Source organism: Enterococcus sp. DIV1279b (assembly GCF_050531515.1).
Classification (GTDB): domain Bacteria; phylum Bacillota; class Bacilli; order Lactobacillales; family Enterococcaceae; genus Enterococcus_D; species Enterococcus_D casseliflavus.
In genome coordinates this window covers 1,501,429-1,520,252 of record NZ_CP172891.1, presented here as the reverse complement: position 1 = coordinate 1,520,252, position 18,824 = coordinate 1,501,429, and the positions used below count along the sequence as shown (strand labels likewise).

Here is an 18,824-nt window from a genome sequence, read left to right as displayed (position 1 = left end):
TTTGCTATAATCAAGAAAGAATCAAGAACGAGTTAGAAAGGACTGTTTCATGCGTAGTAAATATTCTTCATTTGTTTTTTTTCTGGTTGGCTTCTTCTTATTGGTAGGAGCCTTATGGCTATTAAAGGAAACGAGACTCATTCAAATGGTGCTAGATAATTTTTTGTCAAACCTTGTTACAGATGGCGTTGTGGAAACAAGTGATGGCGAAAGCGGGATGATCGTTGGTACCTTTGTCGACTGGCGCCCTATTAAACAATTGTTCTTGGCATTCTCCCTCTTTCTCGTTTTTGCCGTTACCTTGATTTGCTATTTTATCTATCGTTATGTTTCAAGGAAAAAAATTGCAAGGATCGCCGAAGGAATTCAGCTCTTTTTCTCTCAATCGGAAGCAAGTTCGACGGGCAGCCTAGCGATCGATCATGAATTATTAAAAATAAAAGATTCGATGAACCGCAATGAGGCTCTTTTAAAGGAAGAAACACAGCGCACCAAGGACTTGATCACCTATTTGGCGCATGACTTGAAGACTCCCTTAGCTTCAGTGATCGGCTATCTCAACCTATTGTTGGATACGAAAAACTTGACCAATGAACAAATGACGCAATCCTTGACGATTGCTCTAGAAAAGTCTGAGCGTTTGGAAACGCTGATGAATGAATTTTTCGACATCACCCGTTTTAATCTACAAGTCATCCAATTGTATCAACGGGAACTTGATTTCGTCTTCTTACTGAAGCAAATCCAAGAAGAATTCTATCCGCTGCTGAAAGAAAAAGAACAAACCATCTGCTACTCTGGACCAGAGAGCTTGAAATTAAAAGCCGATAGTGAACAGTTGGCGCGAGTGTTAAACAATCTGTTAAAAAATGCCATTGCCTATGCGCCTGATCAAACCACGATCACAATGCAGCTAACCGTAGACGAACAAGCAGCAACTTTTATCCTAGCGAATCAAAGTGAGCCGATCGAACAAGAACAATTGGAGGCATTATTTGAAAAATTTTATCGTCTGGATCAAGCTCGTTCAACCAAGACAGGTGGAGCAGGTCTCGGATTGGCGATCGCCAAAGAAATTATTTTGGCGCATCAGGGAATGATCCGAGCTGCTAGCAAGAACAATGAGATTCAAATGATCGTCACATTGCCTTTAGCGACAAACCAACACGAAAAAACGAGAAAGTCAGTTCACTGAAAAGGAAGGTCAATACGAGTGGAAAAGATACTTTTAGTTGAAGATGAAAAAGAAATTTCAGATTTGATTGCCTTTTATTTACGAAACGAAAATTTTTCTGTCATCACTTGTGCAGATGGGAATGAAGCTCAGGTACAGATCGAGCAAAACAGCTTTTCTTTGGCAATTCTTGATGTCATGCTGCCAGATATCACAGGCTTTGACCTGTGTAAAATCATCCGCAAAAAGCATCATTACCCAATTATTATGTTGACAGCTAAATCTGAGGAAATTGATAAGATCACTGGTTTGACCCTTGGTGCCGATGATTACATCACCAAGCCCTTTCGTCCGTTGGAAGTGATCGCTCGGGTGAAAGCTCAGATACGCCGCTCGACCCAATACAACGGCTCAGATCAAAACAAATTGATCGTGAGGGAGTTGGAATTAGATGTCAATAAGCGAAAATGTTTCTTGCAAGAAGAAGAACTTTTCCTGACGCCCATCGAATTTTCCATTTTAAAATTATTGATGGAGCGAAAAGGCCAAGTGGTAAGCTCTGAGGAAATGTTTCAAGAGGTTTGGGGCGAAAAATATTACACGTCTTCCAATAATACTATCATGGTCCACGTTCGAAACCTTCGGGAAAAAATGCACGATACCCACAAGAAGTCCTCTTATATCAAAACCGTTTGGGGGATCGGCTATAAAATTTAACATCAAAAACCGTCCTTTCATTGTACGAAAAGGACGGTTTTCTTGGGACTGAACACAAGTAAATCGAGAAACATAGAAAAAAGCCAGAACTGATTCTGATATGCTCCCCCTATATAGGACACTGAAATATAAAGTGGCTTATATAGGGGGAGTTTGTATGTCTAGAGGAAAAATGAAATTAAGTTCAGAAGAACGGCTAGCTTTTGTAGAAAGAGCTTTAAAAAATGAAGCTAGCATAAACAGCCTGGCCAAAGAAGCACAAGTAAGTTTCAGTACGATAGAAAGGTGGATCACTCTTTATGAGAATGAAGGACCCACAGGTTTACTCCCTACAAAAAGGAATCAATCATACTCAACAGAGTTGAAACTGAATGCGGTCCATGATTATTTAGCTGGAACATATGGTAGCTTAAGAGCTGTCGCCAAGAAATACGGGCTTCGTAACAAAAAACAATTAGAAGACTGGTTAAAGATATATAATACTCATAGAAACTTCAAATCAGAAAGTGGTGGAAGTAGAATGAGTAAATCCAGAAAAACAACATTGAATGAACGAATTAAAATTGTGCATGACTGTATTATCAACGGTCGAGACTATGGGAAAACCGCGATTCAGTACCAAGTCTCTTACCAACAAGTTCGGAACTGGGTGTTGAAATACGACGAGATGGGAGAAAAAGGCTTAGAAGACCGTCGAGGGCAACGAGCGGGAAGTAAACCAGCCAGAACACCCGAAGAAGAAATGCGCGATAAACTGGCTCAACAAGAACGACGGATCAAGTTGCTTGAAATGGAAAATGACCTGTTAAAAAAAGTCAGCGAGTTAGAAAGGAGGCGGGATTTGAATTAGTTCGTCATACGTTTGAATACCAATCGATCAAAGAGCTGCACGAGACAAAAAGCTATCCAATTAACACCATGTGTACCCTGCTCCATGTCACAAGATCGGCCTATTATCGTTGGTTAAAAAATCCCAAACTGCCTGAAGTGGTATTGAATGAACAGTTGGCAGACCTTGTTCGTTATATTTATGAAGCAGACAACGATAAAGGATATCGCAGAATCTGTGAAGATCTCGTGAATGATTATGGCTTTCAAGTGAATGACAAGCGTATTCTTCGAATCTGTCGCAAACTTCAAATCCAATCAACCATCAAGCATTCAGGCAATAGTATCACTAAGGCATCCAAGACTCCGTATCATATTGCGAAAAATTATTTGAATCGAAAGTTCTATGCGGATCAACCGAATCAAAAATGGCTAACAGATGTGAGTGAATTCAAGTATTATGAAGGGGCCGAAGTGAAGAAAATCTATTTGAGCGCTATTCTCGATCTCGCCGATCGTCGCATTGTTTCATTTGTCATCAGCGACAAAAATGATAATAAATTAGTCTTTGATACCTTCGATCAAGCAGTCGCCGCCGAACCAACCGCTCATCCGCTATTTCATAGCGATCGCGGATTTCAATATACAAGTAAAGTTTTTTGCACAAAGCTAAAGAAAGCGAAAATGAAGCAGAGTATGTCTCGTGTCGCCCGTTGTACCGATAATGGTCCAATGGAAGGCTTCTGGGGAATGCTTAAGCGAGAAAAATATTATCGGCGAAAGTTTATCAGTAGAGAAAGTCTCGTTGAAATGATCGAGAAATACATGAACTATTACAACAATGGTCGCTATCAACGATGTTTGAAGAGCAAAACACCGAGCCAAGTTCATCAAGAATTATTAATGGCAGCTTAATCACTCCCCCTCTTGGACAAGCGAATAGAATAAATCCGCTTAACCAAGAAGGAGGCCAGTCGAGCAAAGTTGAGGTTAAACAAAGTAAAAAACATAAAAACTGCCTACCGAATTTCGGTAGACAGTCGTCAAAATAATTTTATTCTATTTCATTGTCCACTTGACGGGGAGCCCAGCATTCTTTCAGTTCCAGCTTTTTTTATTTAGAAACCTGCAACTGCAAGCTTCTTTTATTTCGTAATCAAAGCATCTAAACTAGCCACTGCCAGACTCATCTTCGCGATTTTATCCAACAAGGCAAAACGGTTGCGGCGAATTTGTTCATCTTCCACCATGACCATTGTTTGATCAAAATAAGCTTCGATCAATGGGCGCAATGCCACTAAGCTTTGGTAGTTTTCTTCCATCGTTTGATGTGGGAACTTGTCCTCTACTGTTAAGACCGCTTCATACAAGGCAGTTTCAGAGTCGTTTTCAAACAAGGCAGGATCAATTGCTGCTTGATCCAATTCAGCTTTCTTCGCTAAATTGATCACCCGTGTCAAAGCTTCCATCGAAGGTTTGAAGTCGGTGTCTTGCAGATGCTCCCTTAACATTTGAGCCGTTTCAAACAACGTACTGATGTCTGCTTGACGTGCGCCTAAGACAGCTTCGATGACATCATGACGCGTATTTTTGCTGAGTAAGAATTGACGCAGACGACCTTTCACAAAATCGGTCACTTGTTCTTGACCAGCGGCAAGTTGAATCCCAAAAACTTCTGGTTGGGCATTAACGGCTTCACGAATCTCTTCTTGCAACTGAGCAAATGGGAAGTACCAGCGCTTTTCAGCTAGGATGCGGATAATCCCGTAGGTTTGCCGACGAAGTGCATAAGGATCGTTTGAACCGCTTGGAACCATATCAACAGCGAAGAAAGCAAGTAAGCTGTCTAATTTATCCGCAATCGCTAAAACAGCCCCAATTTTCGATTGTGGCAGCTCGCCTTCTGCTGAAATCGGCATGTAGTGTTCACGAATCGCTTGGGCAACTGCTGGTTTTTCTCCTTGGATCAGGGCATATTTTTCCCCCATGATTCCTTGCAATTCAGGGAATTCCCCTACCATATTGGTCACTAAATCAAATTTATAGATTTGAGCTGCCCGTTGAAGGTCGGTCAGTTCTTCTTGTGTTAAACCAACGGTCTTCCCGATGATTTGCGCTGCTAGTCCGACACGCTGCATCTTTTCATACAAGCTGCCGATTTTTTCGTGGAAGGTGACTTGCTTAAGCTTTTCCACGCAATGGTCGATGGTTAGCTTTTTGTCTTCATTGTAGAAAAACTCAGCATCTTCTAGACGAGCGGTCAGGACTTTTTGATTTCCTTTGATGACATTATCGATCTTCACAGCATCCCCGTTGCGGGCAGAGATGAAGTGCGGCAGCAATTCTCCATCAAGGGTGCGGACATCAAAGTAACGTTGATGTTCTTTCATAGAAGTAACTAATACTTCTTCAGGGACAGAAAGATATTTTTCTTCAAAGTCCCCTACAAAGGCTGTTGGGTATTCAACCAGATTTGTCACTTCTTCTAGCAAGTCTTCATCTAAATCGATCCGCCAGTTGTTTTCTTGAGCGATCGCATTGATTTGTGCAGTGATCATTTGTTGACGTTCGCTTGGATCAGCAATGACAAACTGATGCTTCATTTTTTCCAAATACTCGTCCGCATGATCAAACGTGACTGCCTCACCTAAGAAACGATGACCTTTTGACTCGCGACCGGTAACAATATCAAGGATTTGGAAAGGAATGACTTGCTCACCAAAGAGTGCGACGATCCAATGAATTGGTCGGATATATTCAAAATCGTAGTCTGCCCAGTGCATCGTTACTGGGAACGTCAAACTCGTGATTACTTCCTGCAATCTTTTCAATACCTCAACGGTTGGTTGACCTTGGGTATGTTTTGTTACATAGACATACTCAACCCCTTTTAATTCACGGAAGGTGATGTCATCGGTTGTCAATCCTTGTCCACGAACAAACCCTTGAGCTGCTTTCGACCAATTGCCTGCATCATCTAACGCGATTTTTTTCGCTGGTCCTTTGACCTCTTCTTGCGTATCCGCTTGTTTTTCAGGAATACCGGTGACATAGACAGCCAAGCGGCGAGGTGTGGAATAGGCTTCGATCGTTGTATAAGGCAACGCATGAGCATCTAAGAAAGCTGCCGTTTTTTCTTGTAATTGTTTCATACTTGGGGTTACGACATTCGCAGGTAATTCCTCTAAGCCGATTTCTAATAATAGGTTTTGTGCCATCTTATTTTCCCTCCTCAATCAGTTTTTGCGCCACTTCTGGATCAAGCAATGGATAACCGAGGTTTTCCCGTTCTGTTACAAATAGTTTTGCTACTTGACGTGCCATGTTACGGATACGTGCGAGGTACCCAGCACGTTCAGTGACGGAGACTGCACCACGTGCATCCAACAAATTGAAGGTATGGCTGCATTTTAAGATATAGTCGTAAGCTGGATGAACTAAGCGTTCATCGATACAGCGTTTTGCTTCTTTTTCAAAACGATCGAAGTTCCCTAAAAGCAAATCTTGGTCACTGACTTCAAAGGAATATTTTGAATGTTCATACTCAGGTTGGCGGAAAATCTCACCATATTTGACACCTGCAGACCATTCAAGATCGTAGACACTTTCAACTTCTTGAATATAAGATGCTAGACGTTCTAAGCCGTAAGTGATCTCTGATGTCACTGGCTTACATGCTAAGCCGCCGACTTGTTGGAAGTAGGTAAACTGAGTGATCTCCATCCCGTCTAACCAAACTTCCCAACCAAGACCTGCACAACCCATTGAAGGATTTTCCCAGTTATCTTCGACAAAACGAATATCATGTTCTAATGGATCGATCCCTAAAAGACGCAGGCTTTCTAAATAAAGCTCTTGGATATTTTCAGGAGAAGGCTTCATCACGACTTGGAACTGGTGGTGCTGATACAAACGATTTGGGTTTTCCCCGTAGCGGCCATCAGCTGGACGGCGAGAAGGTTCTACGTAAGCGGCGTTCCATGGTTCTGGACCGATTGCACGTAAAAATGTATATGGGCTCATGGTTCCAGCCCCTTTTTCTGTATCATAGGCCTGCATCAGCATACAGCCGTTTTCGGACCAGAATTTTTGCAGGGTCAAAATCATCTCTTGCACAGTTAGTTTACTCATCTTTTTCTTCCTTTCTTATAACGCATTGACGACAGGATAAAATTCGACAACTGATCCAGGGATCAATTTCACTTCGACCACGACATCTGCTTCTAAAACATCCGATAAGTCGTAAAGCATTTGGTCTGGATTCGTTGTAAATTCATGTAAAAGCTGTTCATCCTTTAAAAGGCGAACTTGCAGTGGAATACTTGCTAATACTTTGAGCTTTTTTTCGGTAAACGCACTTGCTGGAATCGTCATATCAAATAACATAAAAACCCTCCTTTGTTTTTGGCTATTCTTGGTGTGAAACATAAAAAAGTCCCTATATCTATACAAAGTGTATAGATATAGGGACGATAAATTCGCGGTTCCACCCTACTTCCGACAAGTCGGCAGCTTCATTGATCATGCTCACGGACGCCTGCGAAATAAGGTTCCAACTTGGCTTTCACTCTCCCAAGTTCGCTTCATGGAATGGTCTTCTTTCTTTCTTCCGATCATAGCACGGATTCGATTACCCTTATGATAGTAGTTGAAGCTAGGGTTTGTCAATGATTAATTTGAACTTTTATGCTTCTGGGCCTAAATCCGCCTGATCATGAAAGACGATCTCATCAGCGATTTTCCCATCACTTTCAAAAACGATGATCTCATTCATTCCGATTTTTAAAAACGGTGCTGGGACGTACAAGCGCTGCTGCGGTCCTTTTTCCCAAAAACGGCCGATCGTATGACCATTGACTTGGACAAACCCTTTACCCCAGCCTGGCAATTCGATAAAGGTATCTGCACATTCATCAAAAACACATTCAAAGCGTGAGAAACTTGGTTGTCCTTTTTGCCATTTTCCTTGGAAATCAATGGCATGCAAATTATCCATCGGTAAGGGATAGATTTCCCAGTTGCTTTGGAAGGCGCCATTGATGATCACACCGTCTTTGATGCCTTTGTGCTGATGGTTCATTTTTACAGAATAATTGACCCGCCCCATATTCTCCACCAAGATCCCCAACTCGTTTTCTGATTCTGATAAATCGAAACTGTAGGTTTGACCGATTTCTTGATCGTAATCGATGCGCAAAAGTTCCTGGTTGATAAACGTATGGGCACGATCCATCGTATTGATCAGACGGTAGTCGGCAATCTTCCGAGCAGACCCAATCAGTGAGCGATAATAGATATAACCTGTCGCTTGATTGCAGGCTTCCATCGATAAGGGGTAATTACTTATGATCGGTTGACTGATTGTGTCGATCGTCGAAAACAAGGAGACTCGTTCTTTCACTGAGAATGTTCCATAAGCTTTTCGCTCAATTTCCATACTCAAGGGAAACTCTGGAATTTCCGTATAGTCAGCGATCACCTTTTTGAAAGCTTGGTATTTGGCAGTTGGTTCTCCCCATTCTGTCAACAAGGCATCGTAATCATAGCTAGTGACATCCGGCGCTAAGTGTTCATAATAATTTGACCCGTTCATAAAGCCAAAGTTGGTCCCGCCATGAAACATATAGATATTGACAGAACCTAATGCTAAACAATCCTGCAATTCCTTTACTGCATCTTGTGTTGAGGTCGTATGGTGCTGGTCGTCACCCCAGGCATCAAACCAGCCGATCCAAAATTCCATGACCATCAGTGGCCGTTTTTCTCCGTGAAATCTTCGAAGTTTTTCAAAGTTTTCCTTGATGTTGGAGCCGCAGTTGATCGTAGGCAATGCCAAGTCTTTGATACTGCCGTTTTCTAGCATATCGTGCCAAGGTCCGTCAGAGGTCACTAACGGCGTTTCTACACCATGCTGCCGCATCGCAGCCACCATTTTCCGCAAATACTCTTTATCATTGGCGTAGCTGCCGTATTCATTTTCTACTTGCATCATTATAATCGGACCGCCTTGGCTGATCTGCAAATCCCGCACTTGTGGAAACAAATGGGCGAAATAACGAGTGATTTTTTCCATAAATGGGGGATAATCAAACCGAAGCTTCATCATAGGATCTTGCAATAGCCAATAAGGCAACCCACCAAATTCCCACTCCGCACAAATATAAGGTGCTGGTCGCAAAATGACATAAAGCCCTACTTCTTGTGCCGTTTGGATAAATCGCCGCAAATCAAGGATCCCCTCAAATTGATAGACGCCTTCCTGTGCTTCATGGAGATTCCACGGAACATAGGTTTCCACGGTATTACAGCCCATCAAGCGTAGTTTCTCTAAACGATCTTGCCAATATTCAGGAACGACACGAAAATAATGGATCGCTCCAGAGATCACTTTAAACGGCTTGTTGTCTAAATAAAAGTCATCTTCAATAGCAAAAGTTCGCATCAGTTACGCTCCTCTTTGACGATATAGGTGGTGTATTGTGCCAGCATCATTTCTGAAGAAAGAACCTCGCCCGTCAGAAGATCCGTTTTTCCAACAAACATTTCTGGCAGCGGTTGTGCTTCTTCGTGGAAATTGATGATGACGAAAAATTTCGCCTCTGCATTTTCACGACAGGCAATTTCTAGTTTTGTTGCCTCCTCGATCACTGGGGTAATACCGGTTTCTTCGACAATCGTTTTGAAAAGCTGATCTTGCAGCTGAACTTCCAACTGTCCACCAAAGTAATAGACGGTTCCATCGCCAAATGTATTTTTGGTCACTGCCGGCATTCCTGCATAGAAATTGCTCGTGTAATGCGCTAGCGCTTCGGCGTTTTCTAAATGGATCAAATCGCTGACTAAATTACTTGTTCCTGTAAGTTCTTCATTGACTAACGAAACCCCGTTTGATTGTTCTGGGGCTAATGCATCGATTTCTTCCACCCAGATGCCAGCTAACTCCCGCAAGGGGCCAGGGTAACCGCCTAAGTGAACATTGTCTGATTGATCAACGATGCCGCTCATATACGTCGTAAGTAAGGCACCACCTTGCTTAACGAAATCAGTGAGCCGCTCTTGCATCCCTTCTTTGATCATGTAAAGAACCGGAGCTGCGACTAGCTTGTATTTTGATAAGTCAGCATCCACGGGAACCAAATCGACCGCTATATTTTGGTCGTAAAAATAGCGATAGTAGCGATGGATCTGTTCAACATATTTCAGATCAACGGTCGGACCACTCGTGTATTCTAATGCCCAATAATTGTCCCAATCGAAAATCACGGCAACCTGTGCTTGGGTTTGCGTGCCAATGATGTCTGAAAGCTGCGCTAATTCAGCCCCAAGAGCTGCTGTTTCTCGGAAAACCCGCGTATCTTCATGACCGACATGTTCGATGACTGCACCATGGAATTTCTCACAAGCACCAATGGAACGTCGCAATTGGAAGTATTGGATCGTATCTGCCCCATGAGCGATCGTTTGGTAGCTTTGCGCCCGCATCTGTCCTGGTTTTTTTAATGAGTTATAAGGCTGCCAGTTTTGTTGGGAAGGTGTTTGTTCCATCAGCATAAAGGGCTGCTGTTTTAACCCGCGCATTAGATCATGAGTCATGGCTACTAAACTCCATGGCGTATTGTACGATGGATAATTATCCCATGAAACCAAATCCATTTCCTTTGCCCACTTGAAATAATCCAGTCCTTTAAAGGTTCCCATCAAATTCGTTGTAATCGGTGTTGTGGAATCGATTTTCCGAATAGCGTCCCGCTCCATCATGTAGTTTTTTAAAAGACTATCCGAGTTGAACCGTCGGTAGTCAATAGAAATTCCTGCAAATGCCGTCTTGTCATATCCGATTCCTTCTGACAGCGCATTTGGCAGCACGATTTCATTCCATTCATACACGGTATGACCCCAAAATTCCATATTCCAGGCTTTATTCAGTGCTTCGATCGTATGATATTTATCCTTTAACCAGACACGAAACGCTTTTTCACAGTTGTCGCAATAACATTCGCCGCCGTATTCATTATTGATGTGCCAACAAGTCACTTGTGGATTTTCGCCGTAACGTTCGGCTAATTTCGTTGCCAAGCGTTCTGCGTATGTTTGATAAACCAAACTGTTGGGACAGGCATTGTGCCGTTGCCCAAACTTATGATGGCGTCCATCATAATCGGTGCGAGCGACTTCTGGATACTTCTTAAACATCCAAGCTGGCAAAGCAGCTGTGGAAGTGGCTAAGACGATGTCGAAACCTTCCGTACTTAATTTTTCGATGATTTGATCCAATTCCTCAAAATCATAACAATTTTCAGAGGGTTGGATCTTTGCCCATGAAAAAACATTGACGGTCGCGCTATTGATACTTGCTTTTTTAAAGATCCGAATGTCTTCTTCCCAAATCTCTTTCGGCCACTGATTTGGATTGTAATCGCCGCCAAATAGAATTCTATCAAAAAATTTTGTCATGTAAGTGAACGCTCCTTTAAAATAAAATGATTTCTACTCTCTTATTGTAAGGCTTTTCATTCTGTTGTAGTATAATACATGAAACACTATTTTATAACTTTTCGAAACACGGAGGTACACTATGCCTATCTACTTTTATCAAACCAATCAGCAGCTGCCTTTATCTCTGGAAAGCATCGGCAACGATTGGGCGCAAGATGACGTCGCTCGTCCTGATGGCTATCCCTACTTCCATTGGCTGCAAACCGAGCAAGGGGAAGGCCGAATCACATTTGGTCAGGAATCGTTTATCTTACGTCCGAATGAAGGCATTTTGATTTTTCCTTTTACGCCCCATCGCTATTATCCATTGACTAACTGGAAAACATCCTTCGCCACATTCCAAGGCCCTTTGGCAGCTGAGGTGTTAAAGCAGTACACGAATCAGCCCTATATATTAGCTGAAGAGTCAGAAACCTTTTCTTATGTCACCTGGATCAATCAACGGATCAAAGAAGACCAACAAATCAGTTGGGACCCGCTACGGGCTTCTAGCGAATGTTACCGCTTTTTATTGGCGATCATGCAAGAACGCTCAGGGAATCCAACAGAAAAACACCCGCTGTTCCAACAATATCTGGTTCCCGTTATACAAGAAATCGAAACGAATTACGATCAGGCGATCACGATCAAAGAACTAGCAGGGCTCGTCTATGTGTCACCACAGTATCTCTCACGTTTGTTCCAACGTTTTTTGGGGCAATCTACTGCACAATATTTATTGAACTACCGCATGACCCGAGCCAAAGAGCTTTTGGTGGCACAGCCAGATCTGCCCATTCAACAAGCTGCCTTCGCCGTGGGGTTTCAAGATGCAAGTCACTTTACTGCATTATTCAAAAAAAGAGTCGGCTTAACTCCATTGAAGTTTCGCCAACTCTATCATTGATTTTTCGGTTTTAAGACGTCTTGCCATTGCCCCATCTGATCGATAAACTTCTTACTTTTTAAATGAATGCCCACATATTCATCATATAACAAATCAATCACTCGTCGGATCGCGGCTTTCGTTTCTGGCTTTAATTTGATTGAAGCAATCTGCTCGTAGGATATTTGCGAAAATAAGCGAATAAAATGGATCGCACGAGAATCAGCATGATAACGACGTTCGTCCATCCCCCAGTGCTGTTCACATAAAATACCGCTATATTTTGAGGAATAGTCAAACCGACCGTCGGTTTTTCCGCAGATCGCACAATGGGTCCAATTCGGGGTGATCCCGAAACGGTGCAAAATCTGGATCTCAAAGATATTGGTGATGATCTCTGCGTCGTTTTCTTGATCCATTAATTGCAAGGCCTCATGTAAAAATTGGTATAGATGTGGGTCATAGACCCGATCATCAATAGCAGAATCAGCCAAATTCAATAAGTAGGTTGCATAACCAGCAATAAAAATATCACTTTGGATCGTACGAAAAGGATGGATGTCTTTGGCATTGTTTAAAAAGGACAAGCCTTCCGTTTTGATGGTTCCCATGTAGGTGGCTTCAGTATAGGAGAGCAGCGCTGGTGCCAAGGGGTTATTTTTCCGATGGGCACCCTTGACATAAAACATTTGCTTCCCAGCAGATTCCGTAAAGATTTTGACTAGCTTGTCTTTTTCTTTATGGTCTTTTGAAAAAAGTAAGATTCCTTTTGTTTCAACAAGATTCATCGTCGCACCCCATTTCTTTAAAAAAACTGATCCAGTTCGCTGACTGCATCAGTTTTTCCTCATTAAAACAGATCATGTTTTATCTGCATGTCATCAATACTCATCTTTGCGATAGCCATAGTCCGTTAAGAAGGTTTGCTTGTCGCGCCAATCTTTTTGCACTTTTACCCATAATTCCAAGAAGACTTTGTCATCTAACAAGTGTTCAATGTCTAAACGAGCTTTCGTACCGATCTGTTTCAGCATTTTTCCGCCTTTACCAATGATAATGCCTTTTTGACTGTCACGTTCGACAATGATCGTCGCTTGAATATGCACCTTGTCATTGTGGTCTCGTTTCATAGAGTCAACGACGACTGCTACTGAGTGAGGTACTTCATCTCTGGTCAGTAGCAAGACTTTTTCCCGCACCAATTCGGAGACGATAAAGTATTCTGGATGATCCGTGATTTGATCCTCTGGGAAGTACTGAGGTCCTTCTGGCATTTCATCGATCAGTAGCTTCATTAACGTTTCGAAATTATTGCCTTCTGTTGCGGAAATCGGTACGATCTCAGCAAAGTCCATTTGTGAGGAGTAGTCTTCAATAATTGCCAATAAGGCATCTGGATGGACTTTATCAATTTTATTGATCACGAGGAAAACCGGTGTCTGACTTTGGCGCAATCGTTCGATAATAAAATCATCGCCCTTGCCACGCTTTTGGTCCGCACTGATCATAAATAGCGTCACGTCAACTTCTCGCAGTGCACTATAGGCGGTTTCAACCATAAAATCGCCTAAACGGTGTTTGGGTTTATGGATCCCTGGTGTATCGATAAAGATCAGCTGTGCGTCATCCGTCGTGTAGACCCCTTGGATTTTGTTACGGGTCGTTTGCGCTTTGTCACTCATGATCGCGATTTTTTGTCCTACGACTCGATTTAGTAGTGTTGATTTCCCAACATTTGGCCGCCCGACGATCGCAACGAAGCCTGATTTGTGTGTTGTCATTGTTGTTCCCCTTTATCTTGTGTTTTGGTGCGCATCAGAAGAGCTGCAGCAATTTTGGCAAGAAGATGATCGCTGCGACGACTAACGCAAAAACTGCGGTCATCAGCACGGCACCAGCTGCCATATCTTTGATTTTTTTTCCGATAGGATGGAAATGGAAATCTGTAAACATATCTACGACGTTTTCAAAGACGGTGTTGATGATCTCAACGATCCAGACTAAGAAAACAGCTAGCAGCAACCAGAGCCATTCCATTTGACTCAAACGGAAAATAAAGCCTGCAATGATCGCAACGATTCCTAGTGCAACATGTTTACGCATATTGCGTTCCTCTTTAAAGACGGTTTTTATACCAGTGAAAGCAAATTCGATCGACGAAATAAATTGTTTGTTTTTCCCAATATTCTTATCTTTTGAGTCCATAGGCATCCAGTATTTCCTTTTGCAATCCAAACATTTCCTTTTCATCTTCAGGTGTCATATGATCATAGCCATTGATATGCAAGAAACCATGTAACGCCAAGAAACCTAGCTCCCGATCATAGGTGTGCCCGTATTCAGCAGCTTGTTCTTTCGCTCGTTCAATGGAGATCATAATATCTCCAAGATCACGCGGCAGCTCTTCAAGGGCTTCGTCAAAAATGATCGACAGCTCTTCGTCTGTTTCTTCTTCAAAGGCAAAACTGATGACATCCGTTGGCATATCTTTGCCGCGGTACTCCCGATTAATTTCTTGGATCGCCGCATTGTCCATAAATGTGACGGACATTTCAGTATCCTCTGGAAGTTCTAAATGTCCTGCAGCAAATTGCAGCAGTCCTTCGATCTCTTTGATCTTGGTTTCCCCCACTGAATTTGTCTCATCTAAAAAGGTAATCTCCATTAGCGCTCTCTTCTTTCTTGTTCTTCTTTCATTTTCTCTGCTTCCGACTTCATTTTTGGATATTTGATCCGTGAATGGAAGGTACTGCAAAGTCCGTTGACCAGTGATTTTTCAATCATTCGGATTTCTTTCAAAGTCAGGCCTGTTTCATCCAGTTGACCGTCTAAGATCCGATCATTGATGAGATTTGCAACAAATTCTTGAATCTTTTGATTTGTTGGATTTTCCATCGCTCGAACAGCTGCTTCACAACTATCCGCGATACTCACAACGCCAGCTTCTCGTGTTTGCGGTTTTGGACCAGGATAACGGAAATCTTCTTCCGTCACCTCGGGATTACGCTCTTTGGCTTTCACGTAGAAATAACGCATCAAGGTCGTGCCATGGTGTTGACGACAAATGTCGATCACCATGCGCGGCATTTTGGCTTCTTCGAGAATTTCCGCCCCATCGATCACGTGACCGAAGATGATTTGTTTGCTGTCTTCAGGCAACAAGAAATTATGCGGGTTTTCGGCACCAGCAGGTAGATTTTCTACGAAGAAATTGGCATGTTTGACCTTGCCGATATCATGGTAATAACAAGCCACACGAGTCAGTAAGCTTTGCCCGCCGATTTCGGCAACGGCATTGGCACTAAGATTAGCAACCATCATACTGTGATGATACGTTCCTGGCGCTTCTTCCAGCAACTGTTTTAACAATGGATGATTCGGGTTACTCAATTCATTTAACACGATCATACTCTCATCCGTCACCAACAATTCGATGTAAGGATGTAGTCCCATCGTTAGCAAATAGCTTAAGAGAGAGCCTGCTAAACCACAAATGATCGTGGTCCAAGTGTTCCCGCGAGCAAAATCCATTCCTTGGAAAATCACCAGCACAAAACTCAGTAAGAGCGGAAAGACGATCACCCACGCTACTGCCGTTTTCCCTTGACTAGCGATGCGGGCGCGCTTGATCATCGTTCCCATCAAGCCAGAGAACAAATAGGTGACTAAGACGGTCGTCAACAAGTTGGTTCCGCTAGAATCAAAGTAAATAAAGAGTGCACTGATTACTTGGAAAATCGCAGACAAAATCCCCAAACGACGGCTGGAGAAAATACTCAGGATCAACGGTGTAAACGCAGCTGGGAAAAACAGTGGGATAAAGGTCACTAATTCAGATTGGAAAAGTTGGAAAAACTTCATGATCAAAATACTGAATGCCATTGCCAAAATATAAAACGTGACCGCATTCATCCGTTTTTCCACGTCTTTCGTCTGTTTCGTGTAATAAAACACCATCAGCATCTGTAAGACTGTTGCTAACACTAAAGCGATCAATGGAAAAACAGAAAAGGTCTGATTAGTCATTCCTAAAAGCTGCAGCTTCTCTAGGGCATTGGCATCGATCTGCGAGCCCTCACGGACAATGATCTCTCCTTGATAAATCATCACTGGAGGAACAGCATCCATGGCGGTTTGCCGTGCTTCTTCTGTCCGTTTTTCATTTGGGATATCGTTCACGACGATTCCTTGATTGACTAAGAAACGTAAGACAGAAGCCATGTCTGAGCTAACATCTAAGAACTGGATCTTATCTTCCGCCTCAGAACGAAACGTACTTAATTCCGTTTGGCGGATCTGTTTCGCCATTTGTTCATCAACTAATTGTAGCGCATAGGTACGCACTGTATTTAATTCATCATCACTTAATGAGAACATCGTCGTCAAAAAATTATTGGTAAATGACTGATAAAAATCCAGTTCATCATCACTCATTTTTTCAAATTCTTGTTTTAAGGCTGCGATATATTCATCTGTACTAGGTTTAGGGATATTTTCATCCTCATCGGCCTCAGCCACTTTTTTTTCATGGGCTTCATCCACTGATTTTTTGACTGAAGCAACTAAGTCAAATAAATGATCGATACGATCATGCTGCGTTTGCGCCAGTGTATCCTGATACGTGTACTCTGGTGGTACAGCTTCGGCAGCCAGTTTACGCTTTTGTTCCGTCGCAGCGGTATTTTCGATCGTTTTATTGGCACGGATATTTTCTTCCGCCACTTGACCTTCGCTATAATCGACATTGTTTTGTTTGACGCTGGTGTACATGATACCAATCGAAAAAAGAAAGAAAAGGAACATCAAAACTGGTAGATAGAATTTCCCAAGTCTTTCTCTAAATTTCCGTAGTGGTTGAATGATCATAGTTCTCCTCCTAAAAGACGATCAGCGCTTGTCTTTAAGATCTGCTTCTTCATATGCGCGAATGATCTCGGCAACAACTGGATGCCGCACGACATCTCCTGCTTCAAAATTAGCAAAAGCAATTTTAGGGATCTCTTGTAACGTCCGTTCGGCGTGGATCAAGCCGCTTAAAGTCCCTTTTGGCAAATCGATCTGGCTGGTATCGCCATTGACGATCATTTTAGAGTTGAATCCTAAACGGGTCAAAAACATTTTCATTTGAGCGATCGTCGTATTTTGCGCTTCATCTAAAATGACAAAGGCATCTTCTAGCGTACGTCCACGCATATATGCCAATGGTGCGATCTCAATGACGCCTCGTTCCATGAGACGGTTCGTATGATCCATCCCAAAAATTTGATACAACGCATCATAAACGGGGCGTAAGTAAGGATCGACTTTTTCTTTCAAGTCTCCTGGTAGGAAACCAAGATTTTCTCCTGCTTCAACGGCGGGACGTGTCAAAATGATTTTTTGCACTTGGCCTTTCTTTAAAGCTGCAATTGCCATTACGACTGCTAAGAAGGTCTTTCCGGTTCCAGCGGGGCCGACACCAAACACTACATCATGTTTACGGACGGCTTCGATATATTTTTTTTGCCCAGCATTTTTCGCTCGGATCGGTTTGCCGTTACGGTCTTTGATGATCTCTTCTTCATACATATCTTTGAAATAATCAAGACTGCCCTTATTCACCATATTCAACGCAGTGATCACATCAGGGGTACTGATATTGATGCCTCGTTTGATCAACTCTTGCAAAGCCCGAATCACGGATTGTGCCTTTTCAGCGGCTTCAGTTTCTCCTACGATTTGGATCAGCTCACCACGAGTGTGAATGACCGTTTCTGTGGAGTCTTCAATAATTTTGATGTTCTTATCGTGGGCACCTAATAATAAACGAACGTCATCGTTTTCACTAAGTGTTATCTCGATCGTTATTGTTTTGTCTGTCAAATATGTTACAGCTCCTTTTTTGGCGTTCTTATTAATAATAACATAAGATGGAAAAAAGAAAAATTACTTATCAAGCACAACAGTCGTTTCCCCTTGTCCTTATGCTTTTTTTAAGTTTTCGAAATCAGAAAAAAAAGCCGCAAGCATGTCATCCATACTTGCGGCGTGAGCTTACATTTGATCCAATAATTCTTTAACGATCGCATTGACTTGATTGCCGTCTGCTTTGCCTTTAACTTGTGGCATTACAGCACCCATCACTTTTCCAAATTCTTTGGAAGAAGAAGCACCAGTCTTTTCAATCGCTCCAGCGACGATTTGGCGGATTTCCGCTTCATCGAGTTGTGCTGGCAAATATTTTTCAACAACTGCAATTTCAACTTTGACTTTCTCTGCTAGATCATTTCGGTCAGCTTTCTCAAACTCATTTAAAGAATCACGACGCTGTTTCATCTCACGAGACAAAACGGTCAACTCTTCTTCTTCATTCAAGTCAGAACCTTTTTTGATCTGCTCATTTTGAATTGATGCTTTCAACATGCGGATCACCTGCAAGGTTTCCTTGTCTTTGGCTTTCATCGCTGTCTTCATGTCATCATTCAGTGTACTTAGTAGTGTCACACTACCAGCTCCAATTCTCAAAACAGTAGAAAATTAGAATTTTTTGCGTTTTCTAGCTGCTTCAGATTTTTTCTTACGCTTTACGCTAGGTTTTTCGTAAAATTCACGTTTACGAGATTCCTGTAAAGTACCCGCTTTTGACACGGAACGTTTGAAGCGACGAAGAGCATCGTCAAGTGATTCGTTTTTGCGAACGACTGTTTTTGACATGTAAATTCCCTCCCTCCGAGCTTAAAAAGTAACCGTAGTTGTTATTGAAAT

18 protein-coding genes are annotated in these 18,824 nt (G+C 42.4%); 5 read left to right on the top strand and 13 right to left on the bottom strand.

The features are described 5' to 3' along the window. The first annotated feature begins 49 nt into the window (after positions 1-49). The 4 genes from IGI71_RS07040 to IGI71_RS07025 all read left to right on the top strand — a co-directional run bounded on the left by IGI71_RS07040 (position 50) and on the right by IGI71_RS07025 (position 3,634). Complete coding sequence (locus IGI71_RS07040) at positions 50-1,195, top strand: sensor histidine kinase (RefSeq protein ID WP_430616276.1); 1,146 nt, start codon at positions 50-52, stop codon at positions 1,193-1,195. Positions 1,196-1,213: 18 nt separating this feature from the next. Beyond that, positions 1,214-1,891 (top strand): response regulator transcription factor, encoded by a 678-nt coding sequence (locus tag IGI71_RS07035; protein ID WP_010748055.1) that lies wholly within the window; start codon positions 1,214-1,216, stop codon positions 1,889-1,891. A gap of 157 nt (positions 1,892-2,048) precedes the next feature. After that, positions 2,049-2,741, top strand: a complete 693-nt coding sequence (locus IGI71_RS07030; RefSeq protein ID WP_010748054.1) for a helix-turn-helix domain-containing protein — start codon at positions 2,049-2,051, stop codon at positions 2,739-2,741. A 26-nt stretch (positions 2,742-2,767) separates the two neighbouring features. After that, on the top strand, positions 2,768-3,634 hold the full coding sequence (locus IGI71_RS07025; protein WP_306453152.1) for an IS3 family transposase: 867 nt from the start codon (positions 2,768-2,770) through the stop codon (positions 3,632-3,634). A gap of 230 nt (positions 3,635-3,864) precedes the next feature. Here the strand turns inward: IGI71_RS07025 and glyS are convergent, their stop codons facing one another. The 5 genes from glyS to IGI71_RS07000 form a co-directional block, all read right to left on the bottom strand. Next, a complete protein-coding gene (gene glyS / locus IGI71_RS07020) occupies positions 3,865-5,937 on the bottom strand; it encodes a glycine--tRNA ligase subunit beta (protein ID WP_010748052.1) in 2,073 nt (690 codons plus the stop codon). Between the two features lies 1 nt (position 5,938). Further along, positions 5,939-6,850, bottom strand: coding sequence for a glycine--tRNA ligase subunit alpha (glyQ, locus tag IGI71_RS07015; protein ID WP_010748051.1), 912 nt, complete (start codon positions 6,848-6,850; stop codon positions 5,939-5,941). A 15-nt stretch (positions 6,851-6,865) separates the two neighbouring features. Beyond that, on the bottom strand, positions 6,866-7,105 hold the full coding sequence (locus IGI71_RS07010; protein WP_010748050.1) for a hypothetical protein: 240 nt from the start codon (positions 7,103-7,105) through the stop codon (positions 6,866-6,868). A 298-nt stretch (positions 7,106-7,403) separates the two neighbouring features. Next, entirely contained in the window at positions 7,404-9,161 is a 1,758-nt protein-coding gene (locus IGI71_RS07005; RefSeq protein WP_010748049.1) for a glycoside hydrolase family 35 protein, read from the bottom strand. Continuing rightward, on the bottom strand, positions 9,161-11,173 hold the full coding sequence (locus IGI71_RS07000; RefSeq protein ID WP_194186206.1) for a beta-galactosidase: 2,013 nt from the start codon (positions 11,171-11,173) through the stop codon (positions 9,161-9,163). Before IGI71_RS07000 ends, IGI71_RS07005 begins: the two co-directional genes overlap by 1 nt. A 121-nt stretch (positions 11,174-11,294) precedes the next feature. Here IGI71_RS07000 and IGI71_RS06995 point away from each other — a divergent pair, with 121 nt between their 5' ends. Then, positions 11,295-12,101 carry an AraC family transcriptional regulator gene (locus IGI71_RS06995; protein WP_005225848.1) on the top strand — a complete coding sequence of 269 codons (807 nt, stop codon included), beginning with the start codon at positions 11,295-11,297 and terminating at the stop codon, positions 12,099-12,101. Here IGI71_RS06995 and recO read toward each other — a convergent pair. The 8 genes from recO to rpsU all read right to left on the bottom strand — a co-directional run bounded on the left by recO (position 12,095) and on the right by rpsU (position 18,773). After that, entirely contained in the window at positions 12,095-12,868 is a 774-nt protein-coding gene (recO, locus tag IGI71_RS06990; RefSeq protein WP_005225847.1) for a DNA repair protein RecO, read from the bottom strand. The genes IGI71_RS06995 and recO overlap by 7 nt on opposite strands. A gap of 93 nt (positions 12,869-12,961) precedes the next feature. Further along, positions 12,962-13,861, bottom strand: coding sequence for a GTPase Era (gene era, locus IGI71_RS06985; RefSeq protein WP_005225846.1), 900 nt, complete (start codon positions 13,859-13,861; stop codon positions 12,962-12,964). A 34-nt stretch (positions 13,862-13,895) separates the two neighbouring features. Beyond that, a complete protein-coding gene (locus tag IGI71_RS06980) occupies positions 13,896-14,285 on the bottom strand; it encodes a diacylglycerol kinase family protein (RefSeq protein ID WP_016610244.1) in 390 nt (129 codons plus the stop codon). Further along, positions 14,269-14,745, bottom strand: coding sequence for an rRNA maturation RNase YbeY (ybeY, locus tag IGI71_RS06975; protein WP_005225844.1), 477 nt, complete (start codon positions 14,743-14,745; stop codon positions 14,269-14,271). The genes IGI71_RS06980 and ybeY overlap by 17 nt, the downstream gene beginning before the upstream one ends. Further along, entirely contained in the window at positions 14,745-16,946 is a 2,202-nt protein-coding gene (locus IGI71_RS06970) for an HD family phosphohydrolase (protein ID WP_010748045.1), read from the bottom strand. Before IGI71_RS06970 ends, ybeY begins: the two co-directional genes overlap by 1 nt. Positions 16,947-16,967: 21 nt before the next feature. Continuing rightward, positions 16,968-17,942 (bottom strand): PhoH family protein, encoded by a 975-nt coding sequence (locus IGI71_RS06965; RefSeq protein WP_010748044.1) that lies wholly within the window; start codon positions 17,940-17,942, stop codon positions 16,968-16,970. 171 nt (positions 17,943-18,113) lie between these two features. Continuing rightward, positions 18,114-18,563: a GatB/YqeY domain-containing protein gene (locus IGI71_RS06960; RefSeq protein ID WP_005225841.1), complete on the bottom strand. Its 450-nt coding sequence runs from the start codon at positions 18,561-18,563 to the stop codon at positions 18,114-18,116. A gap of 33 nt (positions 18,564-18,596) precedes the next feature. Continuing rightward, positions 18,597-18,773, bottom strand: coding sequence for a 30S ribosomal protein S21 (gene rpsU / locus IGI71_RS06955; protein WP_002356740.1), 177 nt, complete (start codon positions 18,771-18,773; stop codon positions 18,597-18,599). Between the last annotated feature and the right edge of the window lie 51 nt (positions 18,774-18,824).

Coding starts and splice junctions, on each gene's coding strand:
- IGI71_RS06995 (WP_005225848.1), top strand. CDS start 11,295: ATGCCTATCTACTTTTATCAAACCAATCAGCAGCTGCCTTTATCTCTG.
- IGI71_RS07000 (WP_194186206.1), bottom strand. CDS start 11,173: ATGACAAAATTTTTTGATAGAATTCTATTTGGCGGCGATTACAATCCA.
- era (WP_005225846.1), bottom strand. CDS start 13,861: ATGACAACACACAAATCAGGCTTCGTTGCGATCGTCGGGCGGCCAAAT.
- recO (WP_005225847.1), bottom strand. CDS start 12,868: ATGAATCTTGTTGAAACAAAAGGAATCTTACTTTTTTCAAAAGACCAT.
- glyS (WP_010748052.1), bottom strand. CDS start 5,937: ATGGCACAAAACCTATTATTAGAAATCGGCTTAGAGGAATTACCTGCG.
- IGI71_RS07005 (WP_010748049.1), bottom strand. CDS start 9,161: ATGCGAACTTTTGCTATTGAAGATGACTTTTATTTAGACAACAAGCCG.
- IGI71_RS06970 (WP_010748045.1), bottom strand. CDS start 16,946: ATGATCATTCAACCACTACGGAAATTTAGAGAAAGACTTGGGAAATTC.
- glyQ (WP_010748051.1), bottom strand. CDS start 6,850: ATGAGTAAACTAACTGTGCAAGAGATGATTTTGACCCTGCAAAAATTC.
- IGI71_RS06980 (WP_016610244.1), bottom strand. CDS start 14,285: ATGGACTCAAAAGATAAGAATATTGGGAAAAACAAACAATTTATTTCG.
- IGI71_RS07040 (WP_430616276.1), top strand. CDS start 50: ATGCGTAGTAAATATTCTTCATTTGTTTTTTTTCTGGTTGGCTTCTTC.
- IGI71_RS07030 (WP_010748054.1), top strand. CDS start 2,049: ATGTCTAGAGGAAAAATGAAATTAAGTTCAGAAGAACGGCTAGCTTTT.
- rpsU (WP_002356740.1), bottom strand. CDS start 18,773: ATGTCAAAAACAGTCGTTCGCAAAAACGAATCACTTGACGATGCTCTT.
- IGI71_RS07010 (WP_010748050.1), bottom strand. CDS start 7,105: ATGTTATTTGATATGACGATTCCAGCAAGTGCGTTTACCGAAAAAAAG.
- ybeY (WP_005225844.1), bottom strand. CDS start 14,745: ATGGAGATTACCTTTTTAGATGAGACAAATTCAGTGGGGGAAACCAAG.